The 17202-nt window shown below is 43.3% G+C and carries 17 protein-coding genes and 2 pseudogenes; 5 read left to right on the top strand and 14 right to left on the bottom strand.

The features are described from left to right. Positions 1–82: 82 nt before the first annotated feature. From QUB12_RS00895 to QUB12_RS00870, 6 genes are all read right to left on the bottom strand, one after another. The gene (locus tag QUB12_RS00895; RefSeq protein WP_333300793.1) at positions 83–511 is read right to left on the bottom strand and encodes a hypothetical protein; all 429 of its coding nucleotides are present in this window, start codon (positions 509–511) and stop codon (positions 83–85) included. Next, positions 468–1376, bottom strand: coding sequence for a hypothetical protein (locus QUB12_RS00890; RefSeq protein ID WP_333305044.1), 909 nt, complete (start codon positions 1374–1376; stop codon positions 468–470). Before QUB12_RS00890 ends, QUB12_RS00895 begins: the two co-directional genes overlap by 44 nt. 176 nt (positions 1377–1552) lie before the next feature. Beyond that, positions 1553–3235: a hypothetical protein gene (locus QUB12_RS00885; protein ID WP_333305042.1), complete on the bottom strand. Its 1683-nt coding sequence runs from the start codon at positions 3233–3235 to the stop codon at positions 1553–1555. A 92-nt stretch (positions 3236–3327) separates the two neighbouring features. Continuing rightward, complete coding sequence (locus QUB12_RS00880) at positions 3328–4563, bottom strand: hypothetical protein (RefSeq protein ID WP_333143899.1); 1236 nt, start codon at positions 4561–4563, stop codon at positions 3328–3330. 149 nt (positions 4564–4712) lie between these two features. Then, on the bottom strand, positions 4713–5291 hold the full coding sequence (locus tag QUB12_RS00875; protein WP_333305040.1) for a hypothetical protein: 579 nt from the start codon (positions 5289–5291) through the stop codon (positions 4713–4715). A 496-nt stretch (positions 5292–5787) separates the two neighbouring features. Further along, complete coding sequence (locus QUB12_RS00870; protein WP_333305038.1) at positions 5788–7110, bottom strand: four-carbon acid sugar kinase family protein; 1323 nt, start codon at positions 7108–7110, stop codon at positions 5788–5790. 161 nt (positions 7111–7271) lie between these two features. Here QUB12_RS00870 and QUB12_RS00865 point away from each other — a divergent pair, with 161 nt between their 5' ends. Next, positions 7272–8477 carry a transposase gene (locus tag QUB12_RS00865; RefSeq protein ID WP_333305036.1) on the top strand — a complete coding sequence of 402 codons (1206 nt, stop codon included), beginning with the start codon at positions 7272–7274 and terminating at the stop codon, positions 8475–8477. A 165-nt stretch (positions 8478–8642) separates the two neighbouring features. Here the strand turns inward: QUB12_RS00865 and QUB12_RS00860 are convergent, their stop codons facing one another. Then, positions 8643–9311 (bottom strand): hypothetical protein, encoded by a 669-nt coding sequence (locus tag QUB12_RS00860; protein ID WP_333305034.1) that lies wholly within the window; start codon positions 9309–9311, stop codon positions 8643–8645. Positions 9312–9407: 96 nt separating this feature from the next. On the opposite strand from QUB12_RS00860, the gene QUB12_RS00855 reads away from it, so the two are divergent. Continuing rightward, positions 9408–10577, top strand: a complete 1170-nt coding sequence (locus QUB12_RS00855) for an IscS subfamily cysteine desulfurase (RefSeq protein WP_333305032.1) — start codon at positions 9408–9410, stop codon at positions 10575–10577. A gap of 183 nt (positions 10578–10760) precedes the next feature. Here QUB12_RS00855 and QUB12_RS00850 read toward each other — a convergent pair whose 3' ends face one another. Next, positions 10761–11783: a glycosyltransferase family 2 protein gene (locus tag QUB12_RS00850; RefSeq protein WP_445300646.1), complete on the bottom strand. Its 1023-nt coding sequence runs from the start codon at positions 11781–11783 to the stop codon at positions 10761–10763. Positions 11784–11915: 132 nt separating this feature from the next. Beyond that, positions 11916–12623, bottom strand: a complete 708-nt coding sequence (locus tag QUB12_RS00845) for a C40 family peptidase (protein ID WP_333143907.1) — start codon at positions 12621–12623, stop codon at positions 11916–11918. Positions 12624–12731: 108 nt separating this feature from the next. Here QUB12_RS00845 and QUB12_RS00840 point away from each other — a divergent pair, with 108 nt between their 5' ends. After that, complete coding sequence (locus QUB12_RS00840) at positions 12732–13670, top strand: serine hydrolase (RefSeq protein WP_333305030.1); 939 nt, start codon at positions 12732–12734, stop codon at positions 13668–13670. 82 nt (positions 13671–13752) lie between these two features. Here QUB12_RS00840 and QUB12_RS00835 read toward each other — a convergent pair whose 3' ends face one another. The 3 genes and pseudogenes from QUB12_RS00835 to QUB12_RS00825 form a co-directional block, all read right to left on the bottom strand. Beyond that, positions 13753–14031 carry a hypothetical protein gene (locus tag QUB12_RS00835; protein ID WP_333143909.1) on the bottom strand — a complete coding sequence of 93 codons (279 nt, stop codon included), beginning with the start codon at positions 14029–14031 and terminating at the stop codon, positions 13753–13755. 10 nt (positions 14032–14041) lie between these two features. After that, a pseudogene (locus QUB12_RS00830) lies at positions 14042–14683 on the bottom strand (transposase); the annotation flags it as partial. Between the two features lie 229 nt (positions 14684–14912). Further along, positions 14913–15131, bottom strand: a complete 219-nt coding sequence (locus QUB12_RS00825) for a hypothetical protein (protein ID WP_333305028.1) — start codon at positions 15129–15131, stop codon at positions 14913–14915. A gap of 43 nt (positions 15132–15174) precedes the next feature. On the opposite strand from QUB12_RS00825, the gene QUB12_RS00820 reads away from it, so the two are divergent. Next, positions 15175–15438, top strand: a complete 264-nt coding sequence (locus QUB12_RS00820; protein ID WP_333300790.1) for a hypothetical protein — start codon at positions 15175–15177, stop codon at positions 15436–15438. Then, positions 15428–16117 (top strand): transposase, encoded by a 690-nt coding sequence (locus QUB12_RS00815; protein WP_333305026.1) that lies wholly within the window; start codon positions 15428–15430, stop codon positions 16115–16117. The genes QUB12_RS00820 and QUB12_RS00815 overlap by 11 nt, the downstream gene beginning before the upstream one ends. A gap of 15 nt (positions 16118–16132) precedes the next feature. Here QUB12_RS00815 and QUB12_RS00810 read toward each other — a convergent pair. Further along, a pseudogene (locus QUB12_RS00810) lies at positions 16133–16733 on the bottom strand (IS4 family transposase); the annotation flags it as partial. Positions 16734–16751: 18 nt separating this feature from the next. Then, positions 16752–17202 (bottom strand): ISAs1 family transposase (locus tag QUB12_RS00805; protein ID WP_333143913.1); only part of this gene is annotated, 451 nt, incomplete at its 5' end.

Raw genomic sequence — 17202 nt, 5'->3', positions numbered from 1 at the left:
AATTTTTGGCTGAGGTTTTAATTGCAGGCAGACTTATAATAATATCATTTGTTAGCGGTGGGTGCAAGATAAAAGCCGACTATTATTGCAGGATTGAGAGTTTTGGACTCGGAAAACTCGATTCGGAGCCATCTAGCGCTAACCAAAGCACCTGCGCGTATTGAGCGCACTCAAACCAAGGCAGAATGAAAGTTAAATAGCCGATCGCCACTGCTGATAAATCGGTATTTAGCGACACGATCGCGCATTTCAAGCAATATCCCCACAAAGCAACAGCAGCGATTAGTCCCAGAATGCCTGTAGAAATAGCAGTATCTAAAATCCAATTGTGAGCTTTATAACTCGGTATTTTTTCAGTGCGAACCTGTCCGTTTGGGGCAATATAATCATAAGAAAACTGACCTAAATTCACAATTTCAGGAACCTTATTGGGAGTGGCGACGAAAGGATATGCGATGCCAAATCCGTTAAAACCCCAGCCAAAGAGAGGTCGTTTTTGAATCCCGCGCACGGAAATTTCCCACAAGGGCGATCGGCTGGACATTACTTGTGCCACAGATACCCGATTCCAGTCCAGAGGTTAGCGTAAAAGTCATCGCACTAATGGCCACAAAGCCGATCGCAAGAGCGGGAATTAATTGTTTGTAATATTGCCGTCCCAATAAGTAAAATATTGCTATTATTAAAGATAAAACTGCTGTGCGAGTGTTGGTAAATAGCAAAGCGGGGAGAATGAGAAATAAAGCGAGAGTGGCAGTGCGATCGCTAATTAATTTCCGCTTCCAACCTACCGCACAAATAACGGCTGTCAAAGTCAATACTATAGCTGCGTGACCGCGATGCGAGAAAAGTGCGATCGGCTGCTGTCCCCGAAAAATCGTGCTAGCCAAAACATCATGTGCGATCGACTGACCGTTCGTTGCTGTATAATCAATTTGCCAGTTGACAACTTGCGGAAAAACGCTAACAGCTACAACCGCACCTCCTATCAGCAAACCCCGTATTTGACAGCAAAACAATTCTGGATGCAGTTTTAACAGCAGCCTATTGGTGAGGCTAAAAATAGAAATTAACAGCCAGTACAGCCAGCCGTCTCCCATTTGGTCTTGTCCCCAAAAAGAACGCTCCGGGAAAGGACTGTTGAGGGTAGAAATCGCTCCCACCGTCAAAAAAAATCCCCACAAAATCAGGCAGACTTTCCACGACCGGGAAAAACTTAAAAGTTTCCTTTCTTCCCATAAAAATGATAAATTTGAAAGCACAATCAGCAGGACAACAAAAACTTTAGGCTGCGTCCAAATTTCGCCGCGGCTGCCTCCCCAAGGGTTGATGAGAATGAGACTGAAAGCATATAGCAAAGTGTAAATATTTTTCATATGAAATATAGTTGTGTAATTGCGAGCTTTGTGTCAGTGCCAGCGAATCGAAGCAATCGCAGCATCTTCAGTTCATTCGATAGTGATTCCTGTAGGGGCGGGTTCACCAACAATACCTGCTAATAATTGACAATCTCAAAAACCCGCCCCTGTCTGGATATTAGGGTCTATAAAAATTAACCAGCCTGTCGCTTTTTCCGCAAAATATGCCGCATCCCAGCGAACCATAACACCATTCCCTTAGCCGCCACAATACTTCCAGGTTCCGGTACAGATTCCGCATCAATTGGCTTGGAAATTTGCCGCATCTTGAAACTTCCTTCCCGTTCCTTAAAAGCTAATTGAATTGGAAATGCTGTTTCTGCTGTCTCACCAAATAATGAATCAATCCCAGTGATTCTAAACTTGTCTACTGGATAACCCAACAAAGAAACAAAGTCTAATTTATCTCCCGGACTGAAATTACCGAGTATCGAATCTCCTACTGCAACAGTAAATTCCTGGTCATCGCCCGCAGGAAAATCGAGAATTTCAGTAAATAAAGTGTCTTCCAGAGATTGGAATTCAAAGCCGTAAGTAGTTGGAGGATCATACCAGCGACAGCCGGGAACTTGGTTGAAGACTTGCCAGCCATTTTGGATAGAATTGGGAAGGATAGGGTTTTGCTGTGTCAGGCCGCGCATTTCTTTTCCGAAGCCGCCGCCGCCGCTAGCTGCAGAGCTAAAATCTGGCGAGTCTTGTGGGTCGTAAACATCAACAAAAAGCTCGTAATTGCCTGTGTCTTGACCGCGAGCACCTCCACCAGCAGCACCGACATTGAGGTTGATATTGCCGCTACTGCCCACAGTACCAGTTAGTGCGGAGGCAAAACCATTTCCTACACGGCTACTGTCGTCGTCAAATCCTAGCTGAAAACCCGAGTCATTATCAGTGCTTAAGAATGTGTTGGGGTTGCAGCGATTGGATGGGAGGTCGTTGTTTGTCCAGGCTATATATTTTGAACCAGGGGTAAGGTCAGAGAGGTTAAAACGATCTAGTTCAAAACCGGAGGCGAGGCTGTCGGAAAACTTTTTAGAGGTTTGAGGACGAATTACTTCGTTTCTCCAACCCCATCTAATTCCGTTGTAAATGGTGACTTCTCTTGGCTCGGTTGCTGGCCGTAAAATCTCCTCAACTAGGTAGACTTCTGCGTCAAAGTAATTATTTCTTTGAGCTGCGAGTTCACCCGGAGAATAAGGTCTGTCTATAAAAAAGCTTTCGCCCGCCATACCAGTAGTATCGTAGTAAGGATCATCGCTTCTAAATCCATTGTCAATGAAAGGAATATGGGGTATAAAACCAGGAATGCCTTCGCCATAGTTTGATCGTACCATTTGAATCCAGTGGAGTTGTTTACCTTCTTGTCCAGGTTGAGGATCGCTAGGTGCTGGATGGTACTTTAAATAAAAAGTAGCGCCCACTCCATTTTCTCGTGGCTCTCGTTCTCCGGGGTTTTCAATACCGCAAAGAACTGCATAACCGCAAGCGAGATAATTTACGATCTCAAAATTACCTTTTAATTCTTGTTGTGCAGTCTGAAAATTCCAACCCAAAATACCTTGTTGCGATCTTAAAGCCCACAGATGAAGTACAGTAGAAAATGGCACTGTTCCTCCTCGAGGGATAGGTTGTGTCCATAATCTTGTATCTACATCCGTCCTGCCTTCTAAATCATCTATAAGGTAGCGTGAAACTGGTCTCCAGTTTGAAGTAGCACCGGGTTTTGGAGGTATAATATTAAATGCAAAACTTGCCAGACCCGTCAGCATGACTGTCAAGGCAGACGTAAATCCAGCTAGCAAATATTGTCTTAAACGCATTTTTCGTAGCTCCTCTAACATTAATTTACCAAACAAAGCAATTTAAGTTTTTTGAAAACCGACTGAAATGGCAAGGATTATTTAACTTCGGTTCATAAATTTACTAGGTGTAAGTCCACAAAAGGCATCGCTATCCAACCAGTCCAGACTTTTTCTAATACCTGTTCTTTGATGTTAGTTGCTCTTGGTGCGCCAATGTGGTATCTAAGTCCAAGATGATATGTACCGGGCTTGAGGTCATAAAAATAATAGAAGCCTCCAGCTTGGTTGGGAATTGCGAGTAGAAGCTGATTCCAATGCCAGGAAAGCCTTCCATCTAAAACAAATAAGGCACTATCTCTTGGTGGAGCTAAGTAATAGTTTGGCCCTTTACCTACCCAGGTTCTCATGAGGTCGCTCCTCCATTTTATTTCTTTACCGTCGTCACCTATTAGTGTTAAGTCAAGGGAATCTAATTGCTGAAAGCGAAAAGCGGTTGATGTATTGTTAGTAGCCCGGATACCTAGCTTCACAGCAGTCCGAGCACCAGGCAGATTAGGAGGGATAATTAACACGGACTCCGGCATCTCTGTTTTGAACTGAATGCCATCCACTTCAATTGCACTACTATCAGTCGATAGGGGCATAACTAGGCGAAGATTCACAAAAGGGCTTGCCAACAGCCCCGATCCCGTTTCTTGTGCAGTTCTTGCTGCTTTGGTATCTGACTCGGAAACAGGTGTGGTATTGCAATCGGTATTCAAGACGAATCGGAGCTGATAGGTTTCTTCGGGGATTACCTCGAAATACCAGCAATTGTTATGGTCTATCGAACTTCGAGAATTGTCAGGAATAGTAGGAACTTTAAGTACAAGCAAGTTATTATCCCAATAAAGCAATGCGGTTAGAAAAATAATTCTTGGAAGTTCTGGTTTGATTTCCCACCAATCAAAATTTCTCGTCTCGTTGTGTTCGATCGCAGGGGCTAAGTTGGGTCTTAAACCAGCTAACCCGCTCGTTGCTTCTCGATCGAAAGGTCTGTTTGGGTGAGTGCTAGCTGCAAGACAATCAATATCTCGAAGTCTTTGTCTTGTTTGATTATCAGATGTCCAAACCTCTGGAATAAAGGTTTGGGATGGGTTGACGCGAAAAGAAGTTGAAGTGTTGTTGATAATACGCAGCGTCACTTGGATAGAAGTATGGGAGCCAAGCAGATTTTTGGGGATGGGAAAGACTAAGGTAGGATAAAACCTTGGACTTGGATTCGTGACTTCTATGAATATGCCGTTTGCTTCAACGGCATTGTTGTCAAAAGATTCTCTGCAGCCATCACCTTCACTAGATGTCATGTTTGTTATCCTCCTATTATGCTAATAGCTGCGATCGATCTCTAGCTTTTTGTAGTCGCAGCGATCGACCATTTTGTCCTACCATTTCTGGAATCAATGTAATGAATGTTGTTAGTGTTGGTAGACAACACTTGTGAGGTAACTTCTGTTCAGGATGAGACTATGCAGAATTTGACAAATGGTGTAATAACCCTACCAGTCCATAATCTTTCTAATAATGTTGGCTTTGTCCCTTCTTGGCCTCGATCGTTTATTCTATCAACCTCGTTTTCATTTCTGTAGATAAATCGAACATGATATTCTCCCGGATTGAGAATGTCAAAATTCCAATAGCCACCCGTGCCTTTGGCAATGCTAATTTTTAACTGGTGCACACGCTTAGACCAGATGAGCCTTGCATTTGGAAAGAAGGTAATGCTTTCTTCAGGCATAGCTAACAGAAAATATGACTCTTTAGGTTTTAGGCGTCTAATGCGAAGGAAAATGCTGGGTAGTAATTGACTGTCCGCACCCATAAGTTCTGGAGTTAATCTGCCATAGGAACTGAAACGAAACGGCATAGGTGTGTTGTTGGTAATGCGAATACCCAACTGCACAGGGATATCCATATTGCCATCGGGGCTGAGTGGTTCCACTGGAATACTGAACGTGCGCTCTGGCATTAAAGTTTCAAATTGGACACCATCCACTTCGATTACACTCTTCTCAAAAGATTCTCCTGATGTCATATTTGCTACCCTCTCTCTTCCAAAAAAGCTAGTTGAATAGGAAAAGCTGTTTCTACTATTGCGTCAACTAAAGCATCAATGCCAGTAATTGTAAAGTAGTCAACTGGGTTCCCTTTGACTGTACATATTAGAACCAATCCATTAATTTTTTAACCCTAAAAATACCGAACTTTTTTAGACGAATTTTCCCTACTACCAGCAGTAGAACGGCTCTCCCGGATGCTTGGTGCAAAAAGTAGCGATCGATACAATCCACTGCAGTTTTTTACCATCTTGCCCTAGAATCTGTAACGTTGTATTTAACTATTGGAAACGCAACGAGGCTGCCGTTTTATTCGTAATCTGAAGAGCGAGTTTTACAGGAGTTGCAGCATTGGGCTTATTTGAGGAGATTGTCAAGACACGCTCTGGCATTAAAATTTCAATATCTTAGAACCCCGACTTCTCTAAGAAGTCGGGGTTCTGGGTGTTCTGTTTTTTTATATCTGTCTGCTGATTACTTGCTCAGCCGCTTGTAAACAGTAGCCAAAGCATGGCTATCGCCCACATTTCCCGGAAACAAAACAACTGGTAAATTGGGAAACAGAGGATGGTCTGCCTCGGTTTTCACCACCGAACAACCTGCGATAATTTGACCGATTTGCCTGACACTTTTCAGCGACAAACCTGTACTCAAAACATCATTAGAAGTAATGCCGCCCTTGCTAATCAAAAACCCGATATCCGCAGGCAGTCCCCGCACGATATCCATCAATAAAGCAGAAACCGCCTCTCCAAATTTTAACCGGACTTCGGTATTTTCAAATTCGAGTTCCTTGCGGCTGGTATAAATTACAGGCGTTTTACCATCGGCATGAGAATCGCGGGCTTTTTCGAGAATTTCATCGAGCATTTGGGTGCGATACTCAGGTGAATCTTCTAACAAGTGAGATACATCTATTTCAATGCTAACTATATTGGGTTCTTTTAACAAGCGCTCCAATTGTTCAGTAGTTTTCTTAACGTGGGAACCAACTATTACTGCACCGGGTTTGCCATCCCTCACATATTTTGCCATTTCGTCGGCTGCTACTGGCTGCGGGCCGAGGTCAGCTAAGGATGTTAAAATACTCGCCGCGCTGCGGAATAAAAACTTTTTGCCTTGACTGACTGCATTGAGAATGTGTTTGGCAAATGTGTCTAAATCGCCTTGGCTTTGGCCGTCAACAACCGCACATTGGTTGTCTTCCATATCCATCAGTCGATCTAAACTTCCGTAGCGAATGTCTCCGAGTAAAATGCGATCGACTGCATCAGCAGGGATGCGACCTTTGGTTTTTTCTTCTACATAGTCGGGCAGGTAACTGTGACTGTACCCGAAGACTGAATCTTTGGCAAATTCGGTTTCGTGTACTGGTGTCGGGACGCTGTTAACTATTAGGTAGTGCACGCTGTGGCGGGTAATTCGACCTCCTTCAAAAAAGGCGGGAATTAGAAAATGGGCGTCGAAGGGGCCAAGTTCTTCGGCGATCGCGTCGGTTTCGATGGGATAGTGGCCGCGCAGGGTAGAATCGGAACGGCTAACTATTAGGAAGTCTTCGATTTTTTCGCTGGCGATCGCCCTTTTTAGATTTTGGCACACTTCGCGGGTGACGGAGGCTGCTTTTTCGGGAGTTAGCGATCGAGTATTTGTCAGTATGAAGAAAATCGGGCACTTGTCCCGCAGCCCCAAACGCAGGGTGTCTTCGTCCCAACGTGTCAGCAGTAAGCAACTGTGCACGGTTTGAGAACCTGTCGGATCGTCGTCGAGAACTATAATCTTGGGTTTGGCAGAAGACATACTGACCTGGTTGTTAACGTCACCTTTCCAAGATATCCTTACCTGTTACGTAACAGGTAAAAATTTACCAAAAACTTGGGTCTAAAGTCCCTTCTTCAGTGGTCGGCTTTAATTTCTCCAGAAGTGTGTTAGAGTGGTTTATATCCAGTTCAACGACGTAAATGTTAGTATTTGAAGCTAAACTAGAAGGAAAAAGCCAGCAGTACGAGCTGCTAGACGAAGCCATTCGTACTGCTCGCTTTATTCGTAATAGCTGCATCAGATACTGGATGGACAATAAAGGCATCGGTCGATATGACTTAAGCGCCTACTGTGCCGTGCTTGCCAAGGAATTTCCGTTCGCTGCTAACCTCAACTCAATGGCAAGACAGGCTTCCGCAGAGAGAGCCTGGTCATCAATTGCCCGATTCTACGAAAACTGCAAAAAGGCGAAACCAGGGAAAAAGGGATTTCCGCGCTTCAAAAAACACACAACTCACGGTTCTGTCGAATACAAGACTTGTGGTTGGAAGCTTTCAGAAGACCGGAAAACTATCAACTTTAGTGACGGTTTTAAAGCCGGCAGCTTTAAATTGTGGGGAACTCGCGAGCTCCATTTCTATCAGTTGAGTCAGATCAAGAGAGTTCGCGTGGTTCGTCGCGCTGACGGATACTACGTTCAGTTCTGTATTGATGCCGAACGGAATGAAAAGCGAGTACCTACTGGAAAAACCATTGGTTTAGATGTGGGGCTGACTCATTTTTATACTGATTCTGATGGAAATACTGTAGAAAACCCACGACATCTGAGAAAGTCAGAGCGGTCGCTCAAAAAGCTCAGTCGCAGATTTTCTCAAACCCAAAAAGGTTCTAAAAACAGAGCGAAGGCGCGAAATCGATTAAGCAGAAAACACCTTAAGGTAAGTAGGCGACGTAAAGACTTTGCTGTGAAACTAGCAAGGTGCGTAGTCCAGTCTAACGACTTGGTAGCCTACGAGGACTTGTCAGTGCGGAATATGGTCAAAAACAAAAACCTGTCCAAGTCGATATCAGATGCAGCTTGGACAGGTTTTAGGAATTGGATTGAATATTTTGGCAAAGTGTTTGGTGTAGCTACTGTTGCAGTACCGCCACATTATACGAGTCAAAACTGTTCTAATTGTGGGGAAGTTGCGAAGAAATCACTAAGTCAAAGAACCCATATTTGTTCACATTGTGGTTTTGTCTTAGATCGTGATTGGAATGCAGCTCGCAATATATTAGAACTCGGATTGCGTACCGTGGGGCACACGGGAACCTCTAACGCCTCTGGAGATATCGACCTCTGCTTGAATGAGGAAACTCCTTCAAGTAAGTCGGGTCGTAGAAAGAGGAAACCCAAGCAGTGATGTTTGGAATCACCGTGGCTTTAGCCCGGTGAGGATGTCAAAATAGTTATGATATTTTTTTCACAATTCTCCTAACTTATAATTTGGAGAATGTGTTTGAGTTCGCTCGGTTCAGTAAGCTGCATATTGCTACTGGGTAAGAGGCGCACGCAGCCGTGCAAGCTACTAACTTTTGCCCTTTTTAAAATTAGCAGCGTTTCGCTCTTGCAACTTTTTCATTTCTGCTTGAACTCCCACGGCTACCTGCAAAGCTTCGTTGAGCAATCGCCCTTGTTCGCTGGCTCGATCGCTAATTTGCAGGGCATTCAAAGTTCTCAAATTATTGGCAAACAATTCGGAGTTAGTAGCGACAAATTTTTTGTTTTCCCTGAGAATTCTTTCGGTTTTCAAAGCTCGAACTAAATCGTCTCTGATTAGCTGCAAGGCTGCAATGACTTTTGCCCGATCGCCGATTTTGACTTCCGCATTGCCAGCATCTTCTATCCGATCATTAATGGCGATCGCTTCAATTATACCATTATAGCGATCCACATCATCAAAAAGATTGATTAAATCTTTGTTTTGCCGACTGCACCGAATTTTCCACGCATCCTCAAGGATTAAACCGAGTATCGCAACCAAGTGGAGGGCGAACCACAACAAATAAGCTCTAGGAAATATCGCAACCAGCAGCCAACAACTGATTAGAAGCAAAACAATTAAACCGACTGTTTTCAAAGCTTCGCGGGCAAACTTAGTCGCTGTCGGCGGGCGGTATACGCGATCGGGCCCCGCGCCTGTGAGGTGCTTGAGCTCACCGACAGTAATTTCTAATCCCTGAATGTCAGCTCGCATAAATCTTCACAAATATTTCTTAATTATAAAGTTTTGTAGTAGAACAAGGGGCTCGTCTACAATAAACCTAACACTTTTTTCAACCAAAACTGCACTATGTCCGCACGTCCTATATACCTCGACAACCACGCCACAACCCCCGTAGATCCACGGGTACTTGATGCGATGCTGCCGTATTTCACCGAACAATTCGGCAACGCAGCCAGCATCAACCACGTCTACGGCTGGGAAGCAGAAGCAGCGGTAAAACAGTCACGACAAATCATAGCAGAAGCGATCAATGCTTCCCCAGAAGAAATTGTTTTTACCAGCGGTGCAAGCGAAGCAAATAACTTAGCGATCAAAGGTATCGCCGAAGCTTATTTCAGTAAAGGAAAGCACATTATCACAGTAAAAACAGAACACAATGCAATTCTCGACCCCTGTACCTATTTGCAAAAATTGGGGTTTGACATTACTGTTTTACCGGTGAAAAGCGACGGGCTGATTGATATAGGCGATTTGATCAAAGCGATTCGCTCCGAGACAATTTTAGTTTCAGTGATGACAGCTAACAACGAAATTGGCGTCATTCAGCCGATCGCAGAAATTGCAGCAATTTGTCGGGGAAATGACATTCTTTTTCACACAGATGCGGCACAGGCGATCGGCAAAATTCCCCTCGACGTAGAGGAGATGAATATCGATCTAATGTCCTTGACAGCCCACAAAATCTACGGGCCAAAAGGCATCGGTGCTCTCTACGTGCGCCGCAACAAACCGAGAGTGCAGCTAGCGCCGCAAATGCACGGAGGAGGCCACGAAAGGGGAATGCGATCGGGAACTCTCTACCCACCGCAAATAGTTGGGTTTGCCAAAGCAGTAGAATTGGCAATTGCGGAAATGGAGTCGGAAACAGAACGAGTGGTTAATTTGCGGCAGCGTTTGTGGGAAAATTTGAGTGAATTGGGCGATGTTTTTCTCAACGGTCACGCTACTAAGAGATTGCCGGGGAATCTTAATATTAGTGTAGCCGGCGTTGACGGTCAAGCGTTGATGTTGGGTTTGCAACCGGCGGCGGCAGTTTCTTCGGGATCTGCTTGCACTTCGGCGAAAATATCTCCATCTCATGTTTTAGCAGCGATCGGGCGATCGGACAAATTAGCTTATGCTTCAATTCGGTTCGGTATTGGCCGATTCAATACCGAAGCAGAAATAGATGCAGTTTCCCAACACGCGATCGCAACTATTCAATCTCTCCGACAAGCTCAAAAAGTGATGAGTTAGAAAGAGCATTCGGCGGTTGAAACCGCTTCTACACAAACGAAGTCCGCCTCCGCGGACTAAGAGATTAAGGGGATTTTTAACCCAGGTTTGGTATTAAAACTTTCCAATTTCTTCAGTCCGCGTAGGCGGACTTTGTTTGTGTAGTAGCGATTTCAATCGCCGAACACAATCGACACCAATCCCTTATTTAGAACCAAATACCTCGCGCACCCGATAAATAGGTTTTCCCTGCGACTCGTGATAAGTCCGCATCATCACTTCCGCCAGCAAACCAAAACAAAATAACTGCACGCCAGTTAACAGCAAAACCACAGCCAAAATCAGCAAAGGGCGGTTCCCAATAATTTGACCAAAACCCAATTTTAAGACTGTCAAATAAATCCCTAAAACCGTTCCCAACGTCATAGAACTCAGTCCCAAAAGTCCAAAAACGTGCATCGGTCGAGTCAGAAACTTTTTCATAAAAGAAATAGTTAACAAATCCATCAACACGCGAAAAGTCCGCCAAATCCCGTACTTACTTTGACCGAAACGGCGGGCGTGATGTCGCACCGGAAGTTCTGCAATTCTCGCCCCTTCAATAAACGCCAAAGCAGGCAAAAAGCGGTGCAATTCCCCGTACAGATTCAAGTCTGCTACCAACTCGGATTTATAAGCTTTCAAAGAACAGCCGTAGTCATGCAAAGTTACGCCTGTAACGCGACCAATTAACCAGTTCGCAATTTTAGAAGGAATCAACCTACTAATAGTATTATCCTGCCTATTTTTCCGCCAGCCACTAACTAAATCGTAGCCTTCATCTAACTTGGCCAACAATAGCGGAATATCAGCCGGATCATTTTGCAAATCGCCGTCTAGGGTAACAATAGCACGGCCGCGAGCGCGATCGAAACCTGCCGACATGGCAGCAGTTTGCCCGTAATTGCGGCGCAAAATTACAGCACAAAGGTCATCGCGAGTGCTGGCTAACTGCTGGAGAAGTTCACCAGAACCGTCCTTAGAACCGTCATCTACACAAATAATTTGATAGCTGAGTCCAGATGGTTGGATAGAAGAGGCGATCGCCTCAATCAAATGAGGCAAACTTTCCACCTCATTATACACCGGCACCACCACCGAAACGTCGAGAACAACCTCAGCCTCAGCTTGCTGTCTCGCCAATTTTTCCAAAAATAATGCAGCGTCCATTTGTTTGTTAGATAACATCAGTAATCATTAGTCATTAGTCATTAGTCATTAGTCATTAGTCATTAGTTAACAGTCATTAGTTAACAGTTAACAGTCAACAGTCAACAGTTAACAGTCAACAGTCAACAGTCAACAGTCAACAGTCAACAACTAATTAGGTTGATAACTTGCCACAACTTTACCATATCCCCGCAATTGCTGGTAATAAGCTTGACTGACTAGATCGCCCTCCTCCGACAAAACATCGATACCGATACCGTTGCGACCTTGTGCTTGTCCCGAACTGTGAATGTAGCGATTATCTCCGAGATACAATCCTACGTGAGTGGCTTTTTCTGGCGTACCAAAAAATACTAAATCCCCCGGTTCTAAAGCACTGATACTAATAGGTTTAGTAAAAGCTTCCTGCTGATAAGCATCCCTCGGCAACCAGATGCCGGCAGCCACAAAAGCAGCTTGCATCAAGCCCGAACAATCATAATTTGGCCCGACTGTACCGCCCCAAAGATAATAATTGGATTGGTTCATAGCCTCGCGAGCGAAAGTAATTACTATTGGTAATTTTTCCTTGATTTGGGCCTCAGAAAGCACCAGAGGATGATACACTGTTTCTGCCACATCGAGCAACTCAACATCTCGAATATCCAGCCATCCCGGATAATCATCTTCGCACAGCCGCACCATCACAGCCGTTGTATCCAAGTTTACATCGCTCTGTCTTAGGGGGAGTTCGACGACGCGCAAATGCCGCCCCAGGGCTGCTTGAGTTGCCAATCGATCGCACTTTGGGGAATCGTAAATATTTATGTGCGATCGCGCCCGGTACTCCTGAACATCAGATAATTGATAATTGGCCATTGCTAATTGCTCATTGTTTGCTGTTAATTGTTCGCATTTATTGTTCGCATTTAACGATAGATTGCCATTAGCTGCTAGCCGTTAACCGTTAACCGTCAGCCATTAACCATGACATTTTTTCACAAAGACGAACAATTAGAAAACCTCGGCAGTAGCATTATAAGCTCCGCATTGTCAGAATTTACAGGATTAAGTGGCGATCGTACAGCCATTACCTGGATAGTCTACGATCCGCCGGTGCGAGTCAATACAGGCGGTGCCCTGAGTCCAGAAGAATTTTGGAAATATCAACCGCGAGGTTTTAGCGCCAGAGCTTCCGAACGAATTTATCCAGCCAGCATCGTCAAATTATTCTACCTCGTTGCCATCTGGGAATGGGCGCAAAAAGGCATGATTCAAACATCGCCAGAATTAGAACGCGCCGTCCGAGATATGATAGTTGATTCCAGCAACGACGCCACCAGTTTAGTAGTAGACGCCCTCACCGGCACAACCAGCGGCCCAGAATTATCACCAGGCCCCTTTGAAAGTTGGAAACAGCAGCGAAACATCGTCAACCGTTACTTTCAATCATTGGATTGGCCGGAATTACAAAATATTAACGCCAATCAAAAAACCTGGTGTGACGGCCCCTACGGTCGCGAGCGAGCATTTGTGGGAGAATTAATGGAAAATAGAAATATGCTGACCACAAATGCAGCGGCGCGTTTGCTGCACAGTATAATCGGCGGCGTAGCTGTTTCTGCCCAAGCATCGCAAGAAATGATGGGTTTAATGAAACGCAGTTTAGACCCAGCAGAATTAGAAGCAGATCCCGAAAATCAAGTTACAGGTTTTTTAGGCGGCGGATTGCCAGAATCAGCAAAATTGTGGTCAAAAGCGGGACTGACAAGTCAAGTGCGTCACGATGCTGCTTATATTGAAATACCAAATTTGCGGCCGTATTTGTTGGTTGTATTTACCGAGGGGAAAGAGAATAGCAAGAATGAAGAAATTTTGCCATTTATATCGCGGCAAGTTGTCGAAGCGATGAAGGCACTTAATTAGACTTAGGGCAAATTGAAAATTATACACGCAGATTCCCGACTTCTGAAAAAAGTTGGGACTCTAACAGCGTCAACTGTCAACCCTAACTTTTTAATTGAACTTGCTCCATCATTCGTTGATCTTGTTGGCTGTGAAAACGATGAGTTGAGGAAAGTAATTCTTCTTTGGTAACTGGCGTTCTTCTTAGGGTATCTAAAGGAACTAGAAACTCACATTTTTGAATTTTGATTTCCAGTGCATCAATTACAAATCTTACATCCAAAAAACTGGCATCTTCGTAGTCATTATCTTCATAACGTTTAATTTGTTCTTCTTTCAGTCCAGCTAAATCTGCCAATTCTTTTTGGATTAGCTTAGCCATTTGTAACAAGTTAAGCCTGTATGGCAGTTGTCAAAGGGATTTCAGAAGAGGCATCAAATAAAAATTGATTCAGGCCTCGCTGTCGATCGGGGAAAGGTGCAACAATTAACTTAACATTGGGCTTTCGTTGAGATTTAACAATACCTAAATCTTGGTTTTCGGGCGCGGCGAAATACTCGATCAAGTCAGTGGCCTTACCTTTTTGATGAGCTACATAAAAATGGTAAAGACCCCGGTAAATCATTTCTAATGAAATCGAATCTATTGGTAAAGAGAGTTGGTCAGCAACGGCATCACCTAAATCAACCAAGAGTGCATAAAATATCCAAGTCCCCCAAATTTGAAGCTGGATGCCGTTGAGAGAACCTGTCCACAAATAACTTAATCCCAAAAGCCTTTTTACGGTATTAAAAGCATCTTCAATCCTCCAGCGCCTGCGATATAAATCTGCGACTACGTAGGGAGGTAATACATGAGGATCTAGTACGCTTGTCAAATAAGAATGCCAAATTTTACCGGAACGAACTTCAATCAAACGTAAGGTAATAAATGGAGTTTTTGAAGTTCCTGAGCCTAGCCGTATCCGACTATCTCGGAGTTCATAACTCTTGGTAAATACTTGCTGTATTTTAATTGCTGCTCCTTTTTTTAACAATACTCCGGACAGTTTTTAAAGAGGGATACGATCGCTTTTGCAGCAGAGAAGTGAAAAAAGTGAGTGCAATCTGAACCCAAAATCAACAGAAAAAAAGGCACTCTTTTCGGTTAAGCTATAAAAACACACAAGCTCAACAGATTGCCTTAGGAAAATCATGGAATCCATCTTACAACAAATGCCAGGGATTAGTCAACCCCAAAAGAAGTTTTTAATCACTTTATTCTCAACTATCTTGCTGGCTTATGGCAAGGTCAACTTCACAAATCTCAGTCGTTATAGTTGTTTGAGCGAAAAAACCTACCGTCGTCACTTTCTCAAAAGCTTTAATTTTCCACAATTTAATCAATATTTCCACGGAACTTGCTTTAAATCCTGAACACACAGTCATTGCTGTTATTGATTGTTCTTTTTTAAGAAAAAGTGGCAAAAAAACTGACGGCAAGGCTTATTTTTATAATGGTGTAGCTGGTAAATCGGAACAGGGATTGGAAATTTCTGTGATTTCTATTGTCGAAATTGAGACTCGTTTATCTTATAGCTTAAGCGTGCAACAAACTCCATCACGTCCTCAAATAAAGCCAGGGAAAAAACTGCCACAAAAACCGAAGAATAGCTGGTCAAAAAAATCTCGCAAAAAACAGGAGTCTCAAAGCTCAACGCCTGACATCACAAGAGTTGATGATTATGCAAAACATCTCAAGAATACTCGTTGTTCCTTCCCAACTTCTGTACGTCCAAATGGTCGCTGATGGCTATTATTATCGCTCTAAATTCTGGGATGCTGTGGGGGAGTTGAATTTAGACTTTATTGGCAAGCTAAGAGTTGATGCTAACCTACGCTATCTCTATACAGGTGAACAAAATAAACTGGGAGCACCTCGCAAATATGATGGTAAGGTTGACTGCCAATATCTGAGTCGTCTTAAGTTTGTTAAACAAATAAAACCGGGAGTTTCATTATATACATTAGTAGTGTGGAGTTGTTGTTTAAATTGCAAAATTAGCTTGGCTTGTATTTCTGAGGTTCAAGCCAATGGGAAAATCAAAAATACTTTATTATTTAGCACTGATATTCATCTACCACCTGAGCAAATTGTTGAATATTATCAGGCTCGTTTTCAAATCGAATTTATTTTTCGTGATGCTAAACAATTTACGGGATTGTCAGATTGTCAAGCTCGTCATTTACCACGGCTTGATTTTCATTTTAATGCCAGTCTGATTGCCTTAAATCTAGCCAAATATGAACTCTCTAGTTGTCATTCATCTGCCAAATCTTTTGTGTTTTCAATCTGTTCTTATAAACGTCTGAAATTCAATAAGCATCTACTTTCTACCTTTATTGATAAGTTAGATTTAGACCCGGATTTGATTTTAAATCACCCTAACCTTCCTTCAGTCTTGTCTTATGGTACTCTGGCTGCTTAAAAACTGTCCGAACTATTGTTTTAAACGAGTAATTAAGTGGATATCTCGTTCAATTAATTTGAGCCAAAAGCTAAAATGATAAAATCCTCTATCCAGTAAGAGTAAGGTTTGAGTTGGCACTAATTGCAGAATATTTTCTTCAAGCTTAACATCAGAAGCTCGCTTAGTTTTCCAGAAACCAAATATCGATAGGGAGCCTGGTCATTAAATCTATAACTGTTGCCATTTTTCCTGCCAACTGCCCTTTTGGTATATCTTCCAAGCTTTTGAGCTTGCAAAACAATGCTTCGAGCGTTGAACTATCTATTATCCAAATGCTCGAAAATTTAGTCAAGGCAAATTGAATGCTTTCTGGTAGGGGTCGTTGGTTTCTCTTGGACCAAGCAGTTCTTAAACTTGGTAATAAATTTTTAAAAACTCCTTCAAATAAAGTGGCAGGAAAACTTAAAAACCTTTGAGACATTGCTTGTTGACTAACTGTCGTAGGTCGGCACCACAAAAAACCTTCTCTTGCCAGCATTCTTGTGAGTTCTGTCACTCCAGCTACGTCTCGCCACAGCAAGGTTAATACTGCTGCTACCATCAACGGTAAGTTGACAATTCTCCCTCGTAAACCAGGGTAAGAGCATCTCAATTAGGCTTGACACAAGGACTCAGAAGAATCTAATGTAGGGTCAAGAAAACAAGAAAAGAGAACTTGAATCATATAATCGTTATCCATAGCAGTGCGTTTCATTTTTTGTCGGAGACTGCGTTTGTAAGTCAGTTCTCGATTAAGGGCATTGAGAGCAATGCGTCGTAAAAGAGCAAAATTCCGAGGACTGTGGAAAGAGCGAATGCGGCAAGCATCCTCAGCAAATGTACAGTCAAGAGTCCAATGAGCCTGGTTTTCAATACCCCAATGTTGTTGAATAGCCCGACCAATAAGTTGAGCATCACTGTGTAAAGAAGACCAATAAAACTGAACCTCACGGGTAGTTTTGTTCCAGAGATGACGGACTCGTACAACCAGGGTAAACGCATCTAAATTAAGTCCTGCAAATCTATAGAAGCTGACGAAAAAACAGGTTGCTCGTTCAAAATGG

The organism is Microcoleus sp. B7-D4, from assembly GCF_036705125.1.
Lineage (GTDB): Bacteria > Cyanobacteriota > Cyanobacteriia > Cyanobacteriales > Microcoleaceae > Microcoleus.
Note: the sequence above shows the minus strand (reverse complement) of the source record. Positions and strands in the feature narration are given on the sequence as shown.

Bases quoted from the DNA above. Each gene is read 5' to 3' on its own strand.
- QUB12_RS00845 (WP_333143907.1), bottom strand. From the start codon at position 12,623: ATGGCCAATTATCAATTATCTGATGTTCAGGAGTACCGGGCGCGATCG.
- QUB12_RS00875 (WP_333305040.1), bottom strand. From the start codon at position 5,291: ATGACATCAGGAGAATCTTTTGAGAAGAGTGTAATCGAAGTGGATGGT.
- QUB12_RS00855 (WP_333305032.1), top strand. From the start codon at position 9,408: ATGTCCGCACGTCCTATATACCTCGACAACCACGCCACAACCCCCGTA.
- QUB12_RS00835 (WP_333143909.1), bottom strand. From the start codon at position 14,031: ATGGCTAAGCTAATCCAAAAAGAATTGGCAGATTTAGCTGGACTGAAA.
- QUB12_RS00885 (WP_333305042.1), bottom strand. From the start codon at position 3,235: ATGCGTTTAAGACAATATTTGCTAGCTGGATTTACGTCTGCCTTGACA.
- QUB12_RS00850 (WP_445300646.1), bottom strand. From the start codon at position 11,783: ATGTTATCTAACAAACAAATGGACGCTGCATTATTTTTGGAAAAATTG.
- QUB12_RS00870 (WP_333305038.1), bottom strand. From the start codon at position 7,110: ATGTCTTCTGCCAAACCCAAGATTATAGTTCTCGACGACGATCCGACA.
- QUB12_RS00880 (WP_333143899.1), bottom strand. From the start codon at position 4,563: ATGACATCTAGTGAAGGTGATGGCTGCAGAGAATCTTTTGACAACAAT.
- QUB12_RS00860 (WP_333305034.1), bottom strand. From the start codon at position 9,311: ATGCGAGCTGACATTCAGGGATTAGAAATTACTGTCGGTGAGCTCAAG.
- QUB12_RS00890 (WP_333305044.1), bottom strand. From the start codon at position 1,376: ATGAAAAATATTTACACTTTGCTATATGCTTTCAGTCTCATTCTCATC.
- QUB12_RS00815 (WP_333305026.1), top strand. From the start codon at position 15,428: ATGGTCGCTGATGGCTATTATTATCGCTCTAAATTCTGGGATGCTGTG.
- QUB12_RS00840 (WP_333305030.1), top strand. From the start codon at position 12,732: ATGACATTTTTTCACAAAGACGAACAATTAGAAAACCTCGGCAGTAGC.
- QUB12_RS00865 (WP_333305036.1), top strand. From the start codon at position 7,272: ATGTTAGTATTTGAAGCTAAACTAGAAGGAAAAAGCCAGCAGTACGAG.